Genomic DNA, 17872 nt, shown 5'->3' on the forward strand with positions numbered 1-17872 from the left:
GATCCGGAGCAGAAGCCTCGGCGCAACATCCGGGTCGACCCACGACTCAGGAGATAGACGCACGGCGTGCGCGCAGCACTACGGCGGAGCGGGACTGGAAAGCAAGGGGCACAAGGGAACGGAGGCTCCCCCTGGCGTCCTTCCCGGCATGCGCGAGGGGCCGCAGGTCAAGTCGGACCCGCACTGGAACGGTCGCCTACGTTAAACGGATCCCAAGTCGGCGCGACATGCGTAGACCACTCATGTTCCCGGAGCTAGCATCCCTCCACAAAATTGTGGACGAGGGAGAACCGGCGTGCGCAGAAAGCAAGCGGCAGTACTGCTCGTCACCGCACTGTCCTTGGCAATGGCCACGCCAGCGAGCGCGAGCCCGGCCAAACCGACTCCCGCGTCCTGTCCTGCGGGCGTGCAAGCCAAGTGCTACACGGGCCAGGACTCCAACGGCGCCTACTACGCGATCGCGGTGCCGGAGAAGTGGAACGGGTCGCTCGTGGTGCACGCGCACGGCGGACCGGACCTCACCGAAACTTCCGACCCTGCCAGGAGCGTCGAAGACCTCGGGCGGTGGGCGGTGATGGTGCGCGAAGGCTACGCGTGGGCGGGGTCGTCCTATCGGCGCGGTGGGTACGGGACGCGGATGGGAGCGGAGGACACGGAGAACGTGCGGCGGCTCTTCGTCGAAGCGTTCGGGCGTCCTCAGAAGACGTTCCTGCACGGGCAGTCGTGGGGCGGGGACGTGGCGGCGAAGGTCGCGGAGATGTACAGGGGCTACGACGGCATGCTCCTCACCAACGGGGTGCTGGCCGGGGGCTCGCGCGGGTACGACTACCGGGTGGACCTGCGCGTGGTCTACCAGTACTACTGCGGCAACCACCCGCGTCCGAGCGAGCCTCAATATCCCCTGTGGATGGGGCTGCGCAAGGATTCCACGCTCACCTCGGCGGGACTGGGCGCGCGGGTGCAGGAGTGCACGGGCATCGAGTCGAAGCCGGGCGAGCGGACGGCGCTGCAACAGCGCAACCTCAGCGACATCCTGGCGGTGACGCGGCTCCCGGAACGCACGCTGGAATCGCACCTGCGCTTCTCCACCTTCACCTTCCGGGACATCGTGCACAAGCGGCTCGGCGGGCGGAACCCCTTCGACAACAGGACGATCCGCTACACGGGATCGCACGACGACGCGGCGCTCAACGCGGGGGTTCAACGGTTCTCCGCAGACCCGGCGGCGGTACGGGACCTGTCCTTCGACAGCGACCCGACGGGCGCGACGACGATCCCGACGCTGACGATGCACGCGATCGACGACCCGACGGCCTTCGTCGAGCACGAGAGCGCGTACCGGGCGAGCCGGGAAGGCGCGGGCACGGCGGGCAAGCTGGTGCAGACCTTCACCAGGGAGAGCGAGCACAGCGGCCTCAGCAACTCCGAGTACGCCACGGCGATCTCCGAGCTGGCGAAGTGGGCCGGCACCGGCCGCGCACCGGCACCGACCGCGATCTCCAACGCCTGCAAGGGGTTCGACGCCACCTACGGAACCGGGTGCTTCTTCGACCCCGCGTACAAGCCCGGCGACTACGCGTCGAAGGTCTACGCGCGCCCCGGCGGCAAGCACTGGCCCGCGATGTCGGCGACCCGGGAGCGGGTGCTGCGCCTCGTACCCGGAATCGGTATCAAGCCCTAGCGCCGACACCCCGTTTGGCCGCGAACTCCATCATCGCGGCCATCGGGTGCGTGGCCCTCGCCGCCGAACCCGGGCGCGCGAGGGCCACATCGACGGCCTTGAGCAACGCCTCGCGAGTCACCTCGCGGGTGTGGCGCTCCTCGATCCAGGCCCGCGACGCCGCACGCACGCGCTCGTCCGGCGCGCCGAGCACCCTGACGATCTCCTCGACCAACAGCAGCGGTCGGGCGTCGGGCACCTCGAAGGTCCCCGGGGCGGTGAACAGCTCGGCGCCGCCACCGGCCGGGTAGCCGACGACATGACAGCCGCTCGCCAGCGCCTCGGCGACCGGCAAACCGAAGCTCTCGTGGTCGCCGAGCGCGACGAACACCGACGTCTCGCCGAGCACGCGGGCAACCTCGTGTTCGGTCGCCCCGGTCAGCTCGCGGACGGAAACCCTGGAATCCGCGCCCAGCAAGCGCTTCAGCAGCGCGTACTCCTGCGGGCGCTTGCGGGGCATGACCGCGACCGTCCACTCACGACGGTCGCCGGGGCGGAACAGCGCGGTGTCGACCGAGTTCGGCACCAGCTCGACCGGCAGCGACGGGACGAGCCTGCTCAGCACCGCCGCGCTCTCCCCCGACACCGCCCACACCGACGGCGCCGGGTCCCAGCCCGGGTACTCCGCGTCGGAGTCCCAGGTGGCGAACATGTGGAAGTGGTTCTGGTTGAAGATCACCTTCCGAGCGCCCGGCGCGGGCTCGGCACCGGGCTTGATGCCGACCTCCGGCAGCACGAGCAGGTCGTCGGCGGACACCTCGATCTCGGTGCCGCTGAGCATCGGTCCGGCGCAGTCGAAGAACGGGAACCGGTAGCCAGGGGTCGGGCACCACAGCACCGCGTCGTGGCCCGCCTCGACCAGCAACTCCACATGCCGTGCCAGCACCCGCACGCCCCCGACCGGGACCGGGACCTCCGGTGCCGCGTAGATGATCGTCATTGATCGATCATGCCCGCATCCCGCCGGTGACGTGGGACGCGCGATCACTGAGCAGGCAGCGGATGGACGTCACCTGACGCCTCCGGCGCGCTGGCGCAGCGCTTCGTCGGCCGCGTTGAGCGCCAACCGGACCGCGCCCAGTGCCACGGCTTCCTGACCAACAGCGGATGCGGCCAGCTCGGGCGTGCGGAGGCAGGCGGTGTCCATGTGCCGCTTGATCCTCGGCAGCAGCAGGTCGGCAGCGTAGGTCAGGCCACCGCCGACGACGATCAGCTCCGGGTCGATGGTCAGCGTCATCGCGGCGGCGTGCTGCGCGAGCACCTCGCAGAAGTCGTCGACGATCCGCACCGCGCCGGGCTCCCCCGTGCGCGCGTCGGCGATGATCTGTTCGGTGACCTGGTGGTCGCGGTCGGCAACGGACTCCTGCGTGGCGGGGCCGAGCAGCTTTTCCCTGCGCAGCTCCCACTTCTTCGGGTCCAGCAGGCCGATCTCCCCCGCCGCGCCGCCGAAGCCCCGGTGCACGCGCCCGCCGAGGATCAGCCCGGCGCCCATCCGACGACCGACCAGCAGGTAGATCAGGTCCTCGACGTCCTTCGCGACGCCGTGCCAGCGCTCGGCCACCGCGGCGGCGTTCGCGTCGTTGTCCACCAGAACCTTGCAGGAGAAGGACTTCTCCAGCCTCCGCGCGATCTGGACGCCGTTCCAGCCCGGGAGCACCGTCGACAGGGTCACCGTGCCGTCGGGCGCGACGATGCCGGGAACGCTGACCCCGGCGGCCATCAACAACGAGCGGTCGACCTTGCCACGGCTCAAGCACTTCGTGGCCACCGAGCGCACGACGGCGATGCGCGGATCGGCCTCCAGCTGCGGATCAACCTGTGCCTCGTGGGTGTGCACCTGCTCGCCGTTGAGGTCCGCGAGCACACCGATCACCCGGTGCGCGCCGACGTCGAAACCGAGCACGTAGCCGCTGTCCGCGCGGAAGTGGTAGCGGCGCGCGGGCCGCCCGACCCGCCGCCCGGCGGCCGCGGCCAGCTCGGCGGCCCAGCCCTGCGCGATCAGGTCCTCCATCGCGGCCTCGACGGTCGGCCGGGACAGCCCGGTGCTCGCGGAGAGCTCGGCCAGGGTCGCCGGACTCGCAGAGCGCAGAGCGGACAGCACGGCGACGGAGTTGATCACTCGCAGCAGCGAGGGGCTGCCGCTCACCCGGGAATCCTTGACCACCGCACGAGCTCAATGGTAGACCATGGCCGATTATTTAAAGGAAGTTCCATTAATAACCCCAGCGGAGGTGATCATCGCGTGGTGACCGTCGCGATCGTCGGCGCGGGCAGCCGGGGCTCCCAGTACGCGGCCCGCTCTGCCGCCACCGGCAAGGCACGCGTCGTCGCGATCGCCGAACCCCGGGTCGACGCCCGGAAAACACTGGCGGACGAGCACCAGGTGCCCGCAGAGAACCTCTTCGAGGACTGGCGGGAGTTGGCCGAGCGGCCCCGGCTCGCGGACGTCGCCGTGATCGCCACCCAGGACCAGGAGCACATGGAGCCCGCCATCGAGCTGGCCCGGCGCGGCTACCACCTGCTGCTGGAAAAGCCGATGGCCACGACCGAGCAGGCGTGCGAAGCCATCGTGCGAGCCGCCGAGGCCGCCGGGGTGATGCTCGCGGTCTGCCACGTGCTGCGCTACACGCCGTACACGCGGGCGATGAAGTCGATCGTCGACAGTGGACGGATCGGCGACGTCGTCAGCGTCGAGCACCTCGAACCCGTCGGCTGGTGGCACCACGCGCACTCCTACGTGCGCGGGAACTGGCGGCGCGAGGACGAGTCGACGTTCATGCTGATGGCGAAGTCCTGCCACGACCTGGACTGGCTCGCGCACATCGTCGGCCGCCCGGCCGTGCGGGTCTCCTCCTTCGGCGGGCTCTTCGAGTTCCGGCCCGAGCGCAAGCCGCACGGTGCGGCGGATCGCTGCCTCGACTGCGTTGTCGAGCCGGACTGCCCGTACTCCGCTCCCCGGATCTACCTGCCGTTCCTCAAGGAGCCGGACCGCGTGTGGCCGCTGTCGGTCATCACGCCGGACCGCACCGAGGAAGGCGTACTGAAAGCTTTGCGGGACGGGCCATACGGGCGCTGCGTGTACTCGTGCGACAACGACGTCGTCGATCATCAAGTGGTCGACATCGAGTACACCGGCGGCGTCACGGCATCGTTCACCATGACCGCGTTCGCGCCCGTGAGCCACCGCAAGACACGCGTCTTCGGCACGCGGGGATCGCTCGACGGGGACGGGGAAACCATCACCGTGCACGACTTCCTCACCGGCCCGGAGGTCATCACGCCGACGTACTCCGGTGGCGCGACCGCCGATGACGGGCACGGCGGCGGCGATCAGGGGCTCGTCGACGCTTTCATCGACGCGGTGCACACCGGAGACGCGAGCCTGATCTTGACCAACGGCAGGGACAGCCTGGAATCGCACCGGCTGGTGTGGGCCGCCGAGCAGGCGCGCCGAACCGGCACCGTCGTCAACCTGAAGGGAGCCCCACGGTGAAAAGGGCGTTAGCGCTGGGAATCGCGGCACTCGTGCTCGCAGGCTGCGGGACCTCGACACCGGAGGCCGACGGGCGCGGCCCGATCACCTTCGCCACGATCAAGGACGGCACGGGCACGGTCCCGAAGCTCGTGGCAGCCTGGAACGCCAAGCATCCCGATCAGACAGTACGGATCGTCGACCTGCCGGAGGCGGCGGACGGCCAGCGCCAGCAGCTGATCCAGCAGGCGCAGACCAAGTCCGACACCTACGACGTGATCACCATCGACCTGCCGTGGAACGCGGAGTTCGCCGCGCGCCGGTGGATCACCGAGCTTCCCCGCGATCAGTTCGACGTGGACGGTTTCTTCGCGGCGCCGCTGAAGGGGTCGGAGTACCGGGGCAAGCTGTTCAGCATCCCGCACTTCACCGGCGCCGGGATGCTCTACTACCGCTCGGATCTGCTCGCCAAGGCCGGAGTCACCCCGCCGAAGACCTGGGCCGAGATGAAGGCAGCGTGCGCGAAGGTGCTCGCTCTGCCTGAAGCCGCAGGCGCTTCGTGCTACGCCGGGCAGTTCGACAAGTACGAGGGCCTCACGGTCAACTTCTCCGAAGCCGTGTCGTCGGCGGGCGGCGAGGTCACCGACGACGCGGGCAAGCCGAAGCTGGACACGCCCGCAGCCAAGACCGGGCTCGACTTCCTCACAACGGGTTTCCGGGACGGCTCCGTGCCGTCGGACGCGATCACCTACAAGGAGGAGGAAGGCCGCCGGGCTTTCCAACAGGGCAAGGTGATCTTCCACCGAAACTGGGCCTACATCCACGCGCTGATGAACGCCACCGACGGTTCTTCTGCCGTGCAGGGGAAGTTCGGCGTGACGGTGATCCCCGGCGCATCCGGCCCCGGAGTGTCCACTTTGGGCGGTAACAACCTCGCGGTGTCCGCGTTCTCCAAGAAGCAGGACACCGCGAGGGAGTTCATCAAGTATCTGACCAATGTGGACACTCAGCGCGAGCACGCCAAGGGCTCCGCCTACCCGATGACGCGGACCGCGATCTACCAGGACCCGGAGCTGCGCGCGAAGTACCCGTACCTTCCCGTGCTCCACGACGCGATCACCAGCGCTCGCCCTCGGCCGACCTTGGTCCGCTACGGCGACGCGTCCTCGGCGATCCAGGAGCAGGTGTACGCGGTGCTCGGCGGCACGACGACCGCCGAGCAGGCGCTCTCCACGTTGCAGCAGCAGCTGACCGAGTTCGCCCAGGGGTCCTGAGCCGTGCGGGCACGAGCGGGCAGGACGGCCGCGCTGCTGTTGTCGCCGAGCCTGCTCGTGCTCGGCCTGGTGGTCGGGTATCCCCTGCTGGCCGCGTTCCGGGAGTCCTTGCACCGCAGCGGTGACGAGCTGGACGCGGACGGCTTCGTGGTCACCGGCGACCGGTTCGTCGGACTCGACAACTACGCCGACGCGCTCGGTTCGCGGTTCTGGACGGCGTTCGGCAACACGTCCTTCTTCACCGTGACCACGGTGGCGATCGAGGTGGTGATCGGCACGGCGATGGCCTTGGTGATGCACAGGGTGATCCGCGGCCGTGGCCTGGTCCGCGCGTCGATCCTGGTTCCGTGGGCGATCCCGACGGCGGTATCGGGGTTGTTGTGGCGCTGGATCTTCCAGTCCGACGGCGTGGCGAACCAGGTGCTGGCGACGAATCTGCTGTGGACCTCCGACGGGTGGGCCGCCCGGATCGCGGTGATCATCGCCGACACCTGGAAGACAGCTCCGTTCGTCGGCCTGCTCGTGCTCGCCGGGCTCCAGCTGATCCCGCACGAGGTGAACGAGGCCGCGCGGTTGGACGGAGCCAGTGCGTGGCAACGGTTCTGGCGCGTCACGCTGCCTCTGGTCAAGCCCGCGTTGCTGGTCGCTGCGCTGTTCCGGTTGCTGGACGCGCTGCGGATGTTCGACCTGCCGTTCGTGCTCGTCGGTGCGCAGAAGGGCTCGGTGGAGACGCTGTCCATGCTGGCGTGGAGCGAGGCCAACCAGGTCCGCTACGGGCCCGCCGCCGCGTACTCGGTGATCCTGTTCCTCTACGTCGTGGTCATCGCGTTCGTCTTCGTTCGGCTGCTCGGAACGGATCTGTTGGGTGACAAGCGAAAGGCGTCGGCATGAGCGTTGTTCGTCGGCTCGCGCCGCTGCTGGGCGTCGCCGTCATCCTCGTGTACTGCCTCGCGCCGTTCTACTGGATGGTGGTGTCGAGCTTCCGCCGCACCAGCGACATCTTCGACCTCTCGGTGCTGCCGTCGCCGTGGTCGTGGGAGAACTACGCGGCGGTGTTCAGCGGCCAGAACCAGTTCACCCGCGCGCTGCTGAACAGCCTCGTGGTCGCGGGTGTGACGACCGTGGTCACCGTGCTGCTCGGCACGCTCGCCGGATATGCGTTGGCGCGCTTGGACTTCCGGTTCAAGAACATCGTGCTCGCGGTGGTGATCGCGACCTCGATGTTCCCGGCGATCTCCCTGGTCGTGCCGTTGCTGAAGCTGTTCACCGACATCGGGTGGATCGACACCTACCAGGCCATGATCGTGCCGAGCATGTCGTTCGCGCTGCCGCTGGCCGTGTGGAACCTGACGACGTTCTTCCGCCAGCTCCCGGTCGAGCTGGAGGAAGCTGCCACCGTGGACGGTTGCACGCGCGGGCAGGCCTTCCGCAAGGTGATCCTGCCGATCGCGCTCCCCGGCGTCTTCACCACGACGATCATCGTTTTCGTTGTGGCGTGGAACGAGTTCGTCATCGCGCTGAGCATGGTGAGCCGTCCCGAGACGCAGACCGCGACCGTCCGCATCTCCCAGTTCGCCGGGTTCGCGGGCTACGACAGTCCTTTTGGGACGCAGATGGCGGCCGGGGTGGTCGTCACCGTCCCGCTCGTGATCGCCGTCCTGCTCTTCCAGCGCTGGATCATCTCCGGCCTCACCTCAGGTGGTGTCAAGTGACCGATCTGCCCAGCAGGAGGACGTTTCTCGGCTTGGCCGGAGTCAGCGCGGCAACGCTCGCGCTCGGCACCGGCGCCCCGGCGCACGCCTCCACGCCCGGCGATGTTCCCGCCGACCCGTTCCGCCTCGGCGTGGCTTCAGGTGATCCAGAACCGGACAGCGTCGTGCTGTGGACGCGCTTGGCCCCCGAGCCGCTCGCCGCCGACGGGCACGGAGGCATGCCGCGCCGTCCCGTTGACGTGCACTACGAAGTCGCCGAAGACTCGCAGTTCAAGCGCATTGTGCGGCGCGGGCACGCGGTCGCATCGCCTGAGCTGGCGCATTCCGTGCACCCCGAAGTGCACGGGCTCGCGCCTGGACGGGAGTACTTCTACCGCTTCCGCGCGGGCAGCTCGATCAGCCCGTTCGGCCGGACACGTACTGCGCCGGCTCGGCACGATCAGGCTCAGCTGTCCTTCGCGGTTGCATCCTGTCAGGCCTGGTACCACGGGCATTTCACCGCCTATCGGCACATGGCGGCCGAGGACATCGATCTTGTGTTCTTCGTGGGCGACTACATCTACGAGTACGCCATCAACTCCGCGAACCTGTGGCGCGAGGGCGTTCAGCTCGACAAGGTGCACGACGCCGAGGTTCGCACGCTTGAGCAGTACCGGTTGCGCTACGCGCTCTTCAAGTCCGACCCACACCTCCAGGCCGTGCACGCGCACGCTCCGTGGGTGTCCACTTGGGACGATCACGAGGTCCAGAACAACTACGAGCACGTGGGCGTCACGCCGGAGGACTTCGAGCGTCGGCGTGCGGTCGCTTACCGGGCGTACTACGAGAACATGCCGTTGCGAAGGACTTCTCTGCCGCACGGCCCGCACATGACGCTCTACCGGCGCGTGGGCTGGGGTCGGCTGGCGAACTTCTCCGTGCTCGACACGCGGCAGTACCGGTTGCCGGGCAAAAGCATTCTCGGCGCACGCCAGGAGAAGTGGCTCCACGACGGGCTTCGCGCATCGTCCTCGACGTGGAACGTGTTGGCGCAGCAGGTCGTCATGGCGCAGATCGACCGCGACATGGGCCCCGGGCAGACGTTCAGCAATGACCAGTGGGACGGCTTCCGCGCCGAACGGGAGCGCCTGCTCGCGCTCCGCACGCCCAACCTCGTGGTGCTGACCGGGGACATCCACCGCAACGTCGCCGCCGAGCTCAAGGCCGACTTCAACGACCCCGAGTCCGCGACCATCGGCACCGAACTCGTCGCGGGCTCGATCGGCTCCGACGGGGACGGCACGCGGCGCGACAACTACACCGATCTCTGGCTCAGCAACCCACACGTGAAGTTCTACGACGGTCGGCGCGGTTACGTCCGCTGCACTTTGACGCCTTCACAGCTGACGTCCGAATACCGCGTCGTCGACTACATCCGGCGCGACGACCGAGCCCCCGTATCGACCGCCGCGCGCTTCGTCACCCCCGCCGGGCGCCCCGGTTTGGAGGTCCAGTGAAGCTCTCGGCCACGCCCGGCATCGGGTGGATCGACCTGGCTTGGGCGCATCACGGCTTCGTCGACCACTTCGCGATCTATGCGTCGGATTCCCCCTTCGTGCAAGGGGAACTCGTCGAGAAGACCGTCTACACGCGTTTCCGCCACGCCAACCTCGGTCCGCGCAGCCGCACCTTCTACTACCGCGTCGTCACCGTCGACGCCGCTGGCAACCGCAGTCGGCCCAGCCCAATGCTGCGCGCGTCGTCCCTGACCTCCGTCACCGTTTCCGGCCAGCCCGTCGCGGTGATCGGCGAATTCGATCGGACGAGCCGTGGTCTGGCCTTAGCACCCAATGGTTACCAGCAGTACACCGCGCGTTTCCCCAACGGCCCCGACTACCCCGCCTCCGACTGGCCGTACCTCCACCCCGGCCCCGCCGACAAGTGGGCCGGGAGCAAGCCGCACTCGTTCCGCTTCCGCTTCACCCTGCCCGTCGTCCGTGACCTCGTCCTCGCCGTATGGCTCATCGACACGCACGCCACGATCCCCGGCGTTCTTTCCTTGTCCTGCAACGACACCTCGTTCGCCGAAGTGCCGTTGGAGCGCGGCGCCACCAAGGGCTCCACCGTCGGCGAGGGCCCTTCTCTGCGACCGTCCATCGTGGAGGTCGCCGTGCCCGCGTCCGCCCTCCGACACGGGGCGAACATGATCACCTTCACCAAGGCCAGCGGCTCCTGGCACGCCTACGACGCCGTCGGCGTGTTCACGCCAGCTTGAGCCACCCGATCGCGGGTTGCTTAACGCAGGGGACTTTCGGTTTGATCATCGCGACGTGAGCCAGGCGGCATTCGAGGAGAGACGATGAGCAACACCGAGGTCCCCACAGAGAACACCCCGGCCGAGGACGCCCAGCCGGAGCAGGCGCCCGAGGTCGCCACGCAGACCTTCTTCTTCGGCGACGCCTTCGACGACTGACGGCTAGGACACCGAACCCACGACCGACAGCAGGCTGAGCTTCTCGTAGCCGTCGCTACCTGGAGAAGCGGTGTAGACCAGCAGGATCTGGTCCTGGCTGTCGGTGTGCAGCACCTGGCAGTGCAGGTCGAGCACGCCCACCTCGGGGTGCGCGATCCGCTTGTGCTCCCCGCGCCGCACGGCGACCTCGTGCTGTTCCCACAGCGCGGCGAACTCGGGGCTCGACGAGAGCAGGCTGTCCACGATCGCCCGCGCACGCGGGTTCTTGACGAGCGCGGCGCGCAGCGAAGCGACCTGGACGCGGGCGTGGTGGTCGTGGTCGGCCTCGGGGTAGATCGCCCGCGAAGCCGGGTCGGTGAACCACCGGTACACGGAACTGCGGGCGAGTCCGGTGAACCGGGTCTGATCACCCAGCAGCGCGGTGGCCAGCCAGTTCTGCACCAACGTCTCCCCGAGGTCGCTCATCACGAGCGCGGGCGTGTCGGTGAGCCGGTCGAGCACCCGCATCAACCCCTGGCTGACGTGGTCGGAGCGCAGCACGCGAGTCGGAGCGCTGTGCCCGGCGAGGCGGAACAGGTGGTCGCGCTCGTCCAGGCTCAGCCGCAGTCCCTGGGCGATCGCGGCCAGCATCTGCTCGGACGGCGTCGGCCCGCGCCGCTGCTCAAGGCGGCTGTAGTAGTCGGTGGACATGCCCGCGAGCACGGCGACCTCGTCGCGGCTGAGCCCGGCGGAACGCCTGCGCGGGCGCCGGGGCAGGCCGACGTCCTCGGGTTGCAGCGCCTCGCGGCGAGCGCGGAGGAAGTGGGCGAGCTGATCGCGGTCCATGCGTTCGATCGTAAGCAGCCGCGCGCGGTCAACCAGGGACCGCCGATCCCTGGTTGACCGAGTCCTTCCGCGCCCCCGCCGCGCGGTCGAGTGTTGTGGTCATGACACGCATCGCACTCATCACGGGCGGCAGCAGGGGCCTCGGCCGGAGCACCGCGCTGCACCTCGCCAACCAGGGCGTGGACCTGGTGATCACCTACCGCACCGGCGCCGACGAGGCCGAAAAGGTTGTGGCGCAAGCACAGGAGCTCGGCCGCACCGCGATCGCCCTGCCTCTGGACGTCGCCGACGCGAGCACGTTCGCGGGCTTCGCCGAGGCCGTGCGCGACGCGCTCCACGAGCACTGGGGCCGGGGCAACTTCGACTTCCTGGTCAACAACGCGGGCATCGGCAGGCACGCGCCCTTCGCCGAGCTGACCGAGGACGTGTTCGACGAGCTGGTGAACGTGCACGTCAAAGGCGTCTTCTTCCTGACTCAGGCGCTGTTGCCGCTGATCGCGGACGGTGGGCGGATCGTCAACGTCTCCACCGGCCTCACGCGTTTCGCCATCCCCGGGTACTCCGCCTACGCCAGCATGAAGGGCGCGGTGGAGGTGCTGACGCGCTACCTCGCGGCGGAGCTCGGTGCACGCGGCATCGCGGTGAACACGGTCGCGCCCGGCCCGGTGGAGACCGACTTCGGCGGCGGAGTGGTGCGGGACAACGCGGAGCTGAACGGTTTCCTGGCCTCGCGGACCGCGCTGGGCCGCGTCGGGTTGCCGGACGACATCGGCGCCGCAATCGCCGCGTTGCTCGGCGACGGCAACGCGTGGATCACCGCGCAGCGCATCGAGGTCTCCGGCGGCACGCTCCTCTAATTCGCTTGCGCCGCACGCCTAGGTTCGGTGGGCATGGAAGCGAACTCGATGCCCGTGCTCTGGGTGACCGGAGCGCCCGGCACGGGCAAGTCGACGACGGGTTGGGGCCTGTTCACGCGCATCGCGGAGCAGGGTGGCAGCGTCGCCTACGTCGACATCGACCAGCTCGGCCTGATCGGTCCCCCACCGGGCGGCGGCGGCGACGCGAGCCACGCCATCAAGGCCGCCAACGTGGCGCGCGTGCTCGACACGCTGCGGCAGCGCGGAGTGCGGCAGGTGATCGTTTCGGGCATCGTCGACACCTCACGAGATGTCGCGCTGGACGACCTCACGCTGGTGTGCCTGCGGTGTGACCGCGAGGACCTGCGCCGCCGGTTCCTCGGCCGTGGCTCGCCGGAAGCGTTGCTGGAGGAGCTCTTCGAGCTGGCCGAGCAGTTCGACCGCCTCCCCAACCGGCTGGACACGACCGGCCGGTCGCCCGACGACGCGGTCACCGCGCTGCTGCCGCACTGCGTCGTGGCGCCCGGCTCGGTCCAGCCGTTGACGATCCCCCAAGCTCCGCCCGCGCGCGTGGTCGTGGTGACAGGGGCCACTGCGGTCGGCAAATCCACCGCCGCGTGGGGAGCCCTGAACACTCTGTGGGACAAGGGTTGTAAGACCGCCTACATCGACACCGCGCAGTTCGGGTTCGTCCACCCCGGCCCCGATCCGGTGCTGGCCGCCGCGGCCATGGCGACGATGTGGGAGGGCTACCGCGAAGCCGGGGCCGAGACGCTGATCATCGTGACCCGCGAGCTGACGCCGGAGCTGCGCGGCGTGTTCGGCGAACTCACCACGGTCCGGCTCGACGCCGACGCGCAGACCTTGGCGGAGCGGGTTCGGCGCAGAGCGGATGGCGAGGCCCCCTTGCTCGCGGGCGACGAACTCCGAGGCGCGCCAACGGCTGTGCAGCTCCAGGTGGCCGCTCGCGCCGCCGCCGAAGCGGAGCGGCGGCCCGAAGCCGATCTCGTGCTCGACACGAAGGGTCAGACTGCTTCTGAGACGGCCGCTGAGCTGGCAAGATTGATCCGGTGCTGACCATCAGCCAGCTCGCCGCGCACATCGGCTGCACGGTCAAGGCGATCCGCGTCTACCACCGGCGCGGACTCCTCGCCGAGCCCGAGCGCGACGCCTCCGGGTACCGCCGCTACGACGCCCAAGCGGTGATCGACCTCGCCCGCATCGTCACCCTCGCCAAGTCCGGAGTGCCGCTGGCGCGCATCCCCAGCGTGCTCGACGCCCAGCCCGATGAGGCCGCGGGCGAGATCGACCGCATCGACGCCGAGCTGCGCGACCGCATCCGCGAACTCCAAGCCCGCCGCGAGCAGCTGCGCCAGCTCGACCGTCCCGACCGGCTCTGCCTGCCGCCCGAGGCCGTCGAGCACATGGAGCGACTGCGCGAACTCGGCCTGTCCGAGCACTACCGACGCGTGGTCCGCGACGGCTGGATTCTCGCTTTCGCGCTCGCACCCGACTTCGCGCGCGCTTATCTGCCGATCCGCACGGGGCTCTTGGACGACGAGGAATACGTTGCCGTGCAACGTGCCTACGACGCCGCGATGGACTGGGACGCTGACGATCCGAGGCTCGAAGCGCTCGCCGACGCGGCGATCCGCCTCGGCGAGCGCATGGAGCTGCCGTCCGATCTGCCGGACTTCGCCAAGCTGCCCCGCGAGACGGTGGACGTGGTCACGGGGCACACCGAGGTCGACGCTCCGGCGTGGCGGCGCCTGGACGAGATCGTCACGCGCCGCCTGGCAGCTGGCCGGTGAACAGGACTTCCAGCCTCCGATCGTCCGGGTTGGCGTGCAGCCACCAGTAGTGCTCGGCGATGCGATCCGGGTCGAACGCCGTCCCCGGCACGACCCCGCCGTCGACGGTGACGCTGGCGACACGCACTCCCGAATCGCCGAACTGCTTGTCCAGCAAGGAAATCAGCGTCCGCACACCGGCCTTGCCCAGCGAGAGGCTGACGTACTCCGGCTTCGCTTCGGGCATTCCGCCGGTGACCAGGAACGAGCCGCTGCCGCGCCGTGCCATTGCCGGCAGCACGTGCGCCGCGGCGACGGCCGCGCCGACCACGTTCACCGCCCACGCGTCCATGTGCTCGCGCACGGATAGCTCGCCGAGCGCGTCGGCTCGCACGAGCGCCGCGTTGTAGACGACGACATCGGGCACACCCAGCTGCTCGGTCACCTTGTCGAGCGCCGACCGGAGGGCGTCAGCGTCCGTGCTGTCGGCGACGAGCGCCAACTCGGCTTCCACGGTCGCTTCAGACCGCGCGATCACCGCAACCGGCAGGCCCTCCCGCGCGAACCGGCGCGCGACCGCGTTGCCGATTCCTGGCCCGGCACCGATGACCACGACTCCCGGCATCACTGACTCCCTCGTTAGGCGGCGGAACGCGGGAACGGTAGAGCGTGACACCGGTGTCAAGGTCAAGGGCTAGCGCGCGGGGACGACCCGGCTCGCCTCGGCGGGGGCGAGGATCGCGCTGAGGTCGCCCAGGTTCGAGGTGAGCAGGATGCGCAGGATCTCCCGGCCCATGTCGAAGGTGCGGACCATCAGCTCCGGCAGCTTCAGCAGCGAGCTGATGTCGCAGCGCGCCGCGGCCTCGGCCCAGTCGCTCGCCAGGGCGAGCACCTTGTGCTTGTCGATCTTGTTGAGGGTCCGGCCCAGCTCCGACAGCGCCACCAGCGCGGCCTTGACCTGCGGGGTCCGCACCTGCTCCGGCAGCGAGGCGAACAGCTTCGCGCCCTCCGGCGTCCTGGGGTCGAGCAGGTTCAGCACCTGGGCGATCTGCGGCAGGTTCGCACTCGCCTCGTACAGGCGCACCACGTCGGAGAGGATCGACAGGCTCCCGGCGGCGGCGCTGCCCGCGCCGCAGATCACCCGGCGCGCGGCGTCGGGGTTGCCGGTGGCCTGGAACTCGGCCACGGCCATCGCGGCCTGGGTGATGCCCTGGAAGACGCGCTCGATGTCCATGGGCTTGACGCCGGCGATGATCTTCGCGATGTCCCGGAAGGCCGCGAGGAGCTTCTCCAGCTCCTGGGCCGAGGCGTTCGGGTTGTCGCGCTTGGCGGCGTCCAGGACGAGCCGTTCGAAGACCTCCGGCGAAGCGGCGACCGAGCGCTGCTCCAGGTTGCGCCGCACGGTCGCCGGGTCCGAGCCGCCGCCGAGCAGCGCGCGCAGGCTCTCCACGGCTTGGTCCTGCGAGGTCGCCACGGCGGGCCGCTCCACGGAGGGCTGCGCGAGCGCGGGTGCGGCGTTCATCCCGACGACGGCCGTCATGGCGGTCATCCCGACGACGGCGGTGAGTCGCTTCATGTGGTGCTCCGTCCACGAAGTACAGGGGTCCGTTGTTTCTTCTCAACGGGGTGGAGCGGACCGTATGGGGAGCCGGTGAAATCCGGCTGAAATGACCGTTTGCGCTGGTCAGCGCACTTTGTCAGGGGTGGGTGCCACCATCGTCGACATGGAAGATCCCTCGCGCTCTCCGGTCACCACCGCGGGCTTCGTGCGGCTGGTCTCCGCGTGGTTGGCCACCCTGGCCTCCCGCCACACCCGCGTCCGCTACAGCCGCCAGGTCGGCGCGTTCGCACTGTGGTTGCTGCTGCACCAGCGGCGCCACCTCCTCGGCGCCCGCGCGGACGACGTCGTGGACTACTGCCGAGCGCTCTCCGCTCGCCGCCACGATTTCGGCGACGAGGAGTTCCCGGTGCGCTGCCGCAACACCGTCGCCACCGCGGCCACCGCGCTGAGCTCCTTCTACCGCTACTGCGCCGGCGTCGGCCTGGTGGTGGACAACCCCGTTCGCCAAGCACGCGCGATCGACTCGGTCGCCTCCTACGTCCCGCACCCACGCCGCCGACCACCCGAGCTCGGCGCGGCAGCGCTGCGCGCGGTCGTTGAGCAGGCTCACCGCGATCCATGGCTCGGTGGAGCACTCGGCGCGAGCATGGTGAGCCTGATGCTGTGCCTGCACTGGAGGCCCGAACGCATCACCGCCGCGACTCTGCGCGACATCCGCCGCGCTGGCGGAATCCGCGACCGCGCGCGCTTCGTCCCGCTGCCACCACCCGTGCTGGGCCTGATCAGCGCCTGGCTCGCCGAGCGCCCCGACACCGGCCACCGCCAGGTGTTCGTCCACCCCGTGCAACCCCGGCCGCTGGCCGCGATCGAGCTGACACGGCTCGTCGCCCGCGCCACGCACCGGGCCGGCCTCGGCAGGGGGATCACGCCCATTCAGCTCTCGCGCACGGCCGGAGCCCTTGCCGCACAAGGACTTCCCGTCGCCTTACCGACCGTGGAGGAACTGCGCACCACCGCCGCCGCACCCCGGCAGCTCGCCCTGCCCGAGGACGCGGACGGCTACGACCCCGACTGGCAGGACTACGGCCAGCAGGCACTGATCCCGTTGGTGTCCCGTGAACGCTAACGCGCGCGGCGGCGGACGCGATCCACGCGCCGCTCGCTCTCATCCGGGTCGAGCATCCCCAGCGCGGCGCGGCGGCGCAGCTTGTAGATCACGACATCGCGCAGCGGGCTGTCCCGCCACTTGCGCCACCGCTTCGTGTCCCACATCGACTTCTTGCTGTGCAGCGCAATCTCGGCGCGCTCGGCCGCCTCCAGCTCGACCGGTCCCGTCGCGGCGGCCAACAGCCCGCGCTCGCGGTGCCGGTCAGCACGGTTCGGCAACTGCTTGTTGCGCCGGATGTTCTTGCGCGAGCTCTTGTCGTTCTCGCCGTAGTCGTTGCGCCGGTCCCTCTCGTAGCTGAGGGCCTTCTTCTCCTGCGGGCTCCGCCGTGCCATGCGCTCCAGCGTAGGAGGCGTGAGAATCGATTTCGCCCCGCTGAGCCGTCCGGACCGTCACGCCCCTGGTTCCCGTGACGCACCCAGGAGGCCCCCTCTCCGCGCCGCCGAGATCCGCGGTACCGGTGGCGGGGCGTGGTGCGAGCGCGAGTAGATCTTCTGGCGCCTCAGCATCAGCGGCGCCTGATCGACCACGTGTCCCGCGCACCACGGGACGGCGCACCCGGCAGACTGTCGCGGTGACGACGGAGAACGGCCCGCCCGTGACGAGCACCTCGATCGTGCTCCTGGCGCTGGCCAGGCAGATCGAGGACGAACTGACCACGGCGCTCGCCCCGCTGGAGCTCACGGTGCGCAGGCTCGGTCTGCTCGGCCACATCGCGGGTGTACCGGGTGCGTCCTTCAGCGATCTGGCGCGGATGTCCGGGATCTCCGTGCAGTCCGCGCACAGCGCCGTGAAGGGGCTCGTGGCGGCGGGTCTCGTGCTCGACCACACCGCGCGGGCGGGCACGGCGTCGACGATCGAGCTGACCGAGGAGGGCGCCCGGCTGCTGCGCGCCGCGCGCGAGGCCAGCGCCGAGGTCGACGAGCGCCTGTTCGGCCCCGGAGCGGACCCGGTGCGGCGGCGGCTCGGCGAGGCCGTGCGCGCCGCCTTCAGTTTGCCTGAAGGTTCAGGGTAAGCTTCAGGCACCCTGAAGCTTGGAGGCTC

General features: G+C 69.6%; 18 protein-coding genes. 12 read left to right on the plus strand and 6 right to left on the minus strand.

Annotated features, from left to right (window positions below; translation table 11 throughout):
* Positions 1-295 precede the first annotated feature (295 nt).
* The gene (locus tag ABD798_RS18355) at positions 296-1681 is read left to right on the plus strand and encodes a hypothetical protein (RefSeq protein WP_344876362.1); all 1386 of its coding nucleotides are present in this window, start codon (positions 296-298) and stop codon (positions 1679-1681) included.
* Here ABD798_RS18355 and ABD798_RS18360 read toward each other — a convergent pair.
* A complete protein-coding gene (locus ABD798_RS18360) occupies positions 1671-2660 on the minus strand; it encodes a glycosyltransferase (RefSeq protein ID WP_344876364.1) in 990 nt (329 codons plus the stop codon). The genes ABD798_RS18355 and ABD798_RS18360 overlap by 11 nt on opposite strands.
* 69 nt (positions 2661-2729) lie before the next feature.
* Positions 2730-3866, minus strand: coding sequence for an ROK family transcriptional regulator (locus ABD798_RS18365; RefSeq protein WP_344876366.1), 1137 nt, complete (start codon positions 3864-3866; stop codon positions 2730-2732).
* A gap of 99 nt (positions 3867-3965) precedes the next feature.
* Between ABD798_RS18365 and ABD798_RS18370 the strand changes: the two genes are divergently transcribed.
* Genes ABD798_RS18370 through ABD798_RS18395 form a run of 6 tightly spaced genes read left to right on the plus strand, consistent with a single transcriptional unit; the run spans position 3966 to position 10432 of the window.
* Positions 3966-5213: a Gfo/Idh/MocA family protein gene (locus ABD798_RS18370; RefSeq protein ID WP_344876368.1), complete on the plus strand. Its 1248-nt coding sequence runs from the start codon at positions 3966-3968 to the stop codon at positions 5211-5213.
* Positions 5210-6466, plus strand: a complete 1257-nt coding sequence (locus tag ABD798_RS18375) for an ABC transporter substrate-binding protein (protein ID WP_344876370.1) — start codon at positions 5210-5212, stop codon at positions 6464-6466. The genes ABD798_RS18370 and ABD798_RS18375 overlap by 4 nt, the downstream gene beginning before the upstream one ends.
* 3 nt (positions 6467-6469) lie before the next feature.
* A complete protein-coding gene (locus tag ABD798_RS18380) occupies positions 6470-7357 on the plus strand; it encodes a carbohydrate ABC transporter permease (RefSeq protein WP_344876372.1) in 888 nt (295 codons plus the stop codon).
* On the plus strand, positions 7354-8178 hold the full coding sequence (locus tag ABD798_RS18385) for a carbohydrate ABC transporter permease (RefSeq protein WP_344876374.1): 825 nt from the start codon (positions 7354-7356) through the stop codon (positions 8176-8178). Before ABD798_RS18380 ends, ABD798_RS18385 begins: the two co-directional genes overlap by 4 nt.
* A complete protein-coding gene (locus tag ABD798_RS18390; RefSeq protein WP_344876376.1) occupies positions 8175-9674 on the plus strand; it encodes an alkaline phosphatase D family protein in 1500 nt (499 codons plus the stop codon). Before ABD798_RS18385 ends, ABD798_RS18390 begins: the two co-directional genes overlap by 4 nt.
* Positions 9671-10432, plus strand: a complete 762-nt coding sequence (locus tag ABD798_RS18395; RefSeq protein WP_344876378.1) for a polysaccharide lyase family protein — start codon at positions 9671-9673, stop codon at positions 10430-10432. The genes ABD798_RS18390 and ABD798_RS18395 overlap by 4 nt, the downstream gene beginning before the upstream one ends.
* Before the next feature lie 201 nt (positions 10433-10633).
* Here ABD798_RS18395 and ABD798_RS18400 read toward each other — a convergent pair whose 3' ends face one another.
* Positions 10634-11455, minus strand: coding sequence for a helix-turn-helix transcriptional regulator (locus ABD798_RS18400; RefSeq protein WP_344876380.1), 822 nt, complete (start codon positions 11453-11455; stop codon positions 10634-10636).
* A gap of 101 nt (positions 11456-11556) precedes the next feature.
* Between ABD798_RS18400 and ABD798_RS18405 the strand changes: the two genes are divergently transcribed.
* The 3 genes from ABD798_RS18405 to ABD798_RS18415 are packed head-to-tail and all read left to right on the plus strand — an operon-like array spanning position 11557 to position 14123.
* Positions 11557-12312 carry an SDR family NAD(P)-dependent oxidoreductase gene (locus tag ABD798_RS18405; RefSeq protein WP_344876382.1) on the plus strand — a complete coding sequence of 252 codons (756 nt, stop codon included), beginning with the start codon at positions 11557-11559 and terminating at the stop codon, positions 12310-12312.
* A 33-nt stretch (positions 12313-12345) separates the two neighbouring features.
* Positions 12346-13389, plus strand: a complete 1044-nt coding sequence (locus tag ABD798_RS18410; RefSeq protein ID WP_344876384.1) for an AAA family ATPase — start codon at positions 12346-12348, stop codon at positions 13387-13389.
* Positions 13383-14123 (plus strand): MerR family transcriptional regulator, encoded by a 741-nt coding sequence (locus ABD798_RS18415; RefSeq protein WP_344876386.1) that lies wholly within the window; start codon positions 13383-13385, stop codon positions 14121-14123. The genes ABD798_RS18410 and ABD798_RS18415 overlap by 7 nt, the downstream gene beginning before the upstream one ends.
* On the opposite strand, the gene ABD798_RS18420 is transcribed toward ABD798_RS18415, so the two are convergent.
* Both ABD798_RS18420 and ABD798_RS18425 read right to left on the minus strand, forming a co-directional pair.
* A complete protein-coding gene (locus tag ABD798_RS18420) occupies positions 14095-14727 on the minus strand; it encodes an SDR family NAD(P)-dependent oxidoreductase (RefSeq protein WP_344876388.1) in 633 nt (210 codons plus the stop codon). The genes ABD798_RS18415 and ABD798_RS18420 overlap by 29 nt on opposite strands.
* Positions 14728-14796: 69 nt before the next feature.
* Positions 14797-15678, minus strand: a complete 882-nt coding sequence (locus ABD798_RS18425) for a hypothetical protein (protein ID WP_344876389.1) — start codon at positions 15676-15678, stop codon at positions 14797-14799.
* Between the two features lie 148 nt (positions 15679-15826).
* Here ABD798_RS18425 and ABD798_RS18430 point away from each other — a divergent pair, with 148 nt between their 5' ends.
* On the plus strand, positions 15827-16789 hold the full coding sequence (locus tag ABD798_RS18430) for a tyrosine-type recombinase/integrase (protein ID WP_344876390.1): 963 nt from the start codon (positions 15827-15829) through the stop codon (positions 16787-16789).
* Here the strand turns inward: ABD798_RS18430 and ABD798_RS18435 are convergent.
* Positions 16786-17163, minus strand: a complete 378-nt coding sequence (locus ABD798_RS18435; protein WP_344876392.1) for a hypothetical protein — start codon at positions 17161-17163, stop codon at positions 16786-16788. The two genes, ABD798_RS18430 and ABD798_RS18435, sit on opposite strands and share 4 nt — an antisense overlap.
* Positions 17164-17402: 239 nt before the next feature.
* Between ABD798_RS18435 and ABD798_RS18440 the strand changes: the two genes are divergently transcribed.
* Positions 17403-17843, plus strand: a complete 441-nt coding sequence (locus ABD798_RS18440; RefSeq protein WP_344876394.1) for a MarR family winged helix-turn-helix transcriptional regulator — start codon at positions 17403-17405, stop codon at positions 17841-17843.
* The last annotated feature ends 29 nt before the right edge of the window (positions 17844-17872 follow it).

The organism is Allokutzneria multivorans (assembly GCF_039537405.1).
Taxonomy (GTDB): Bacteria; Actinomycetota; Actinomycetes; order Mycobacteriales; family Pseudonocardiaceae; genus Allokutzneria; species Allokutzneria multivorans.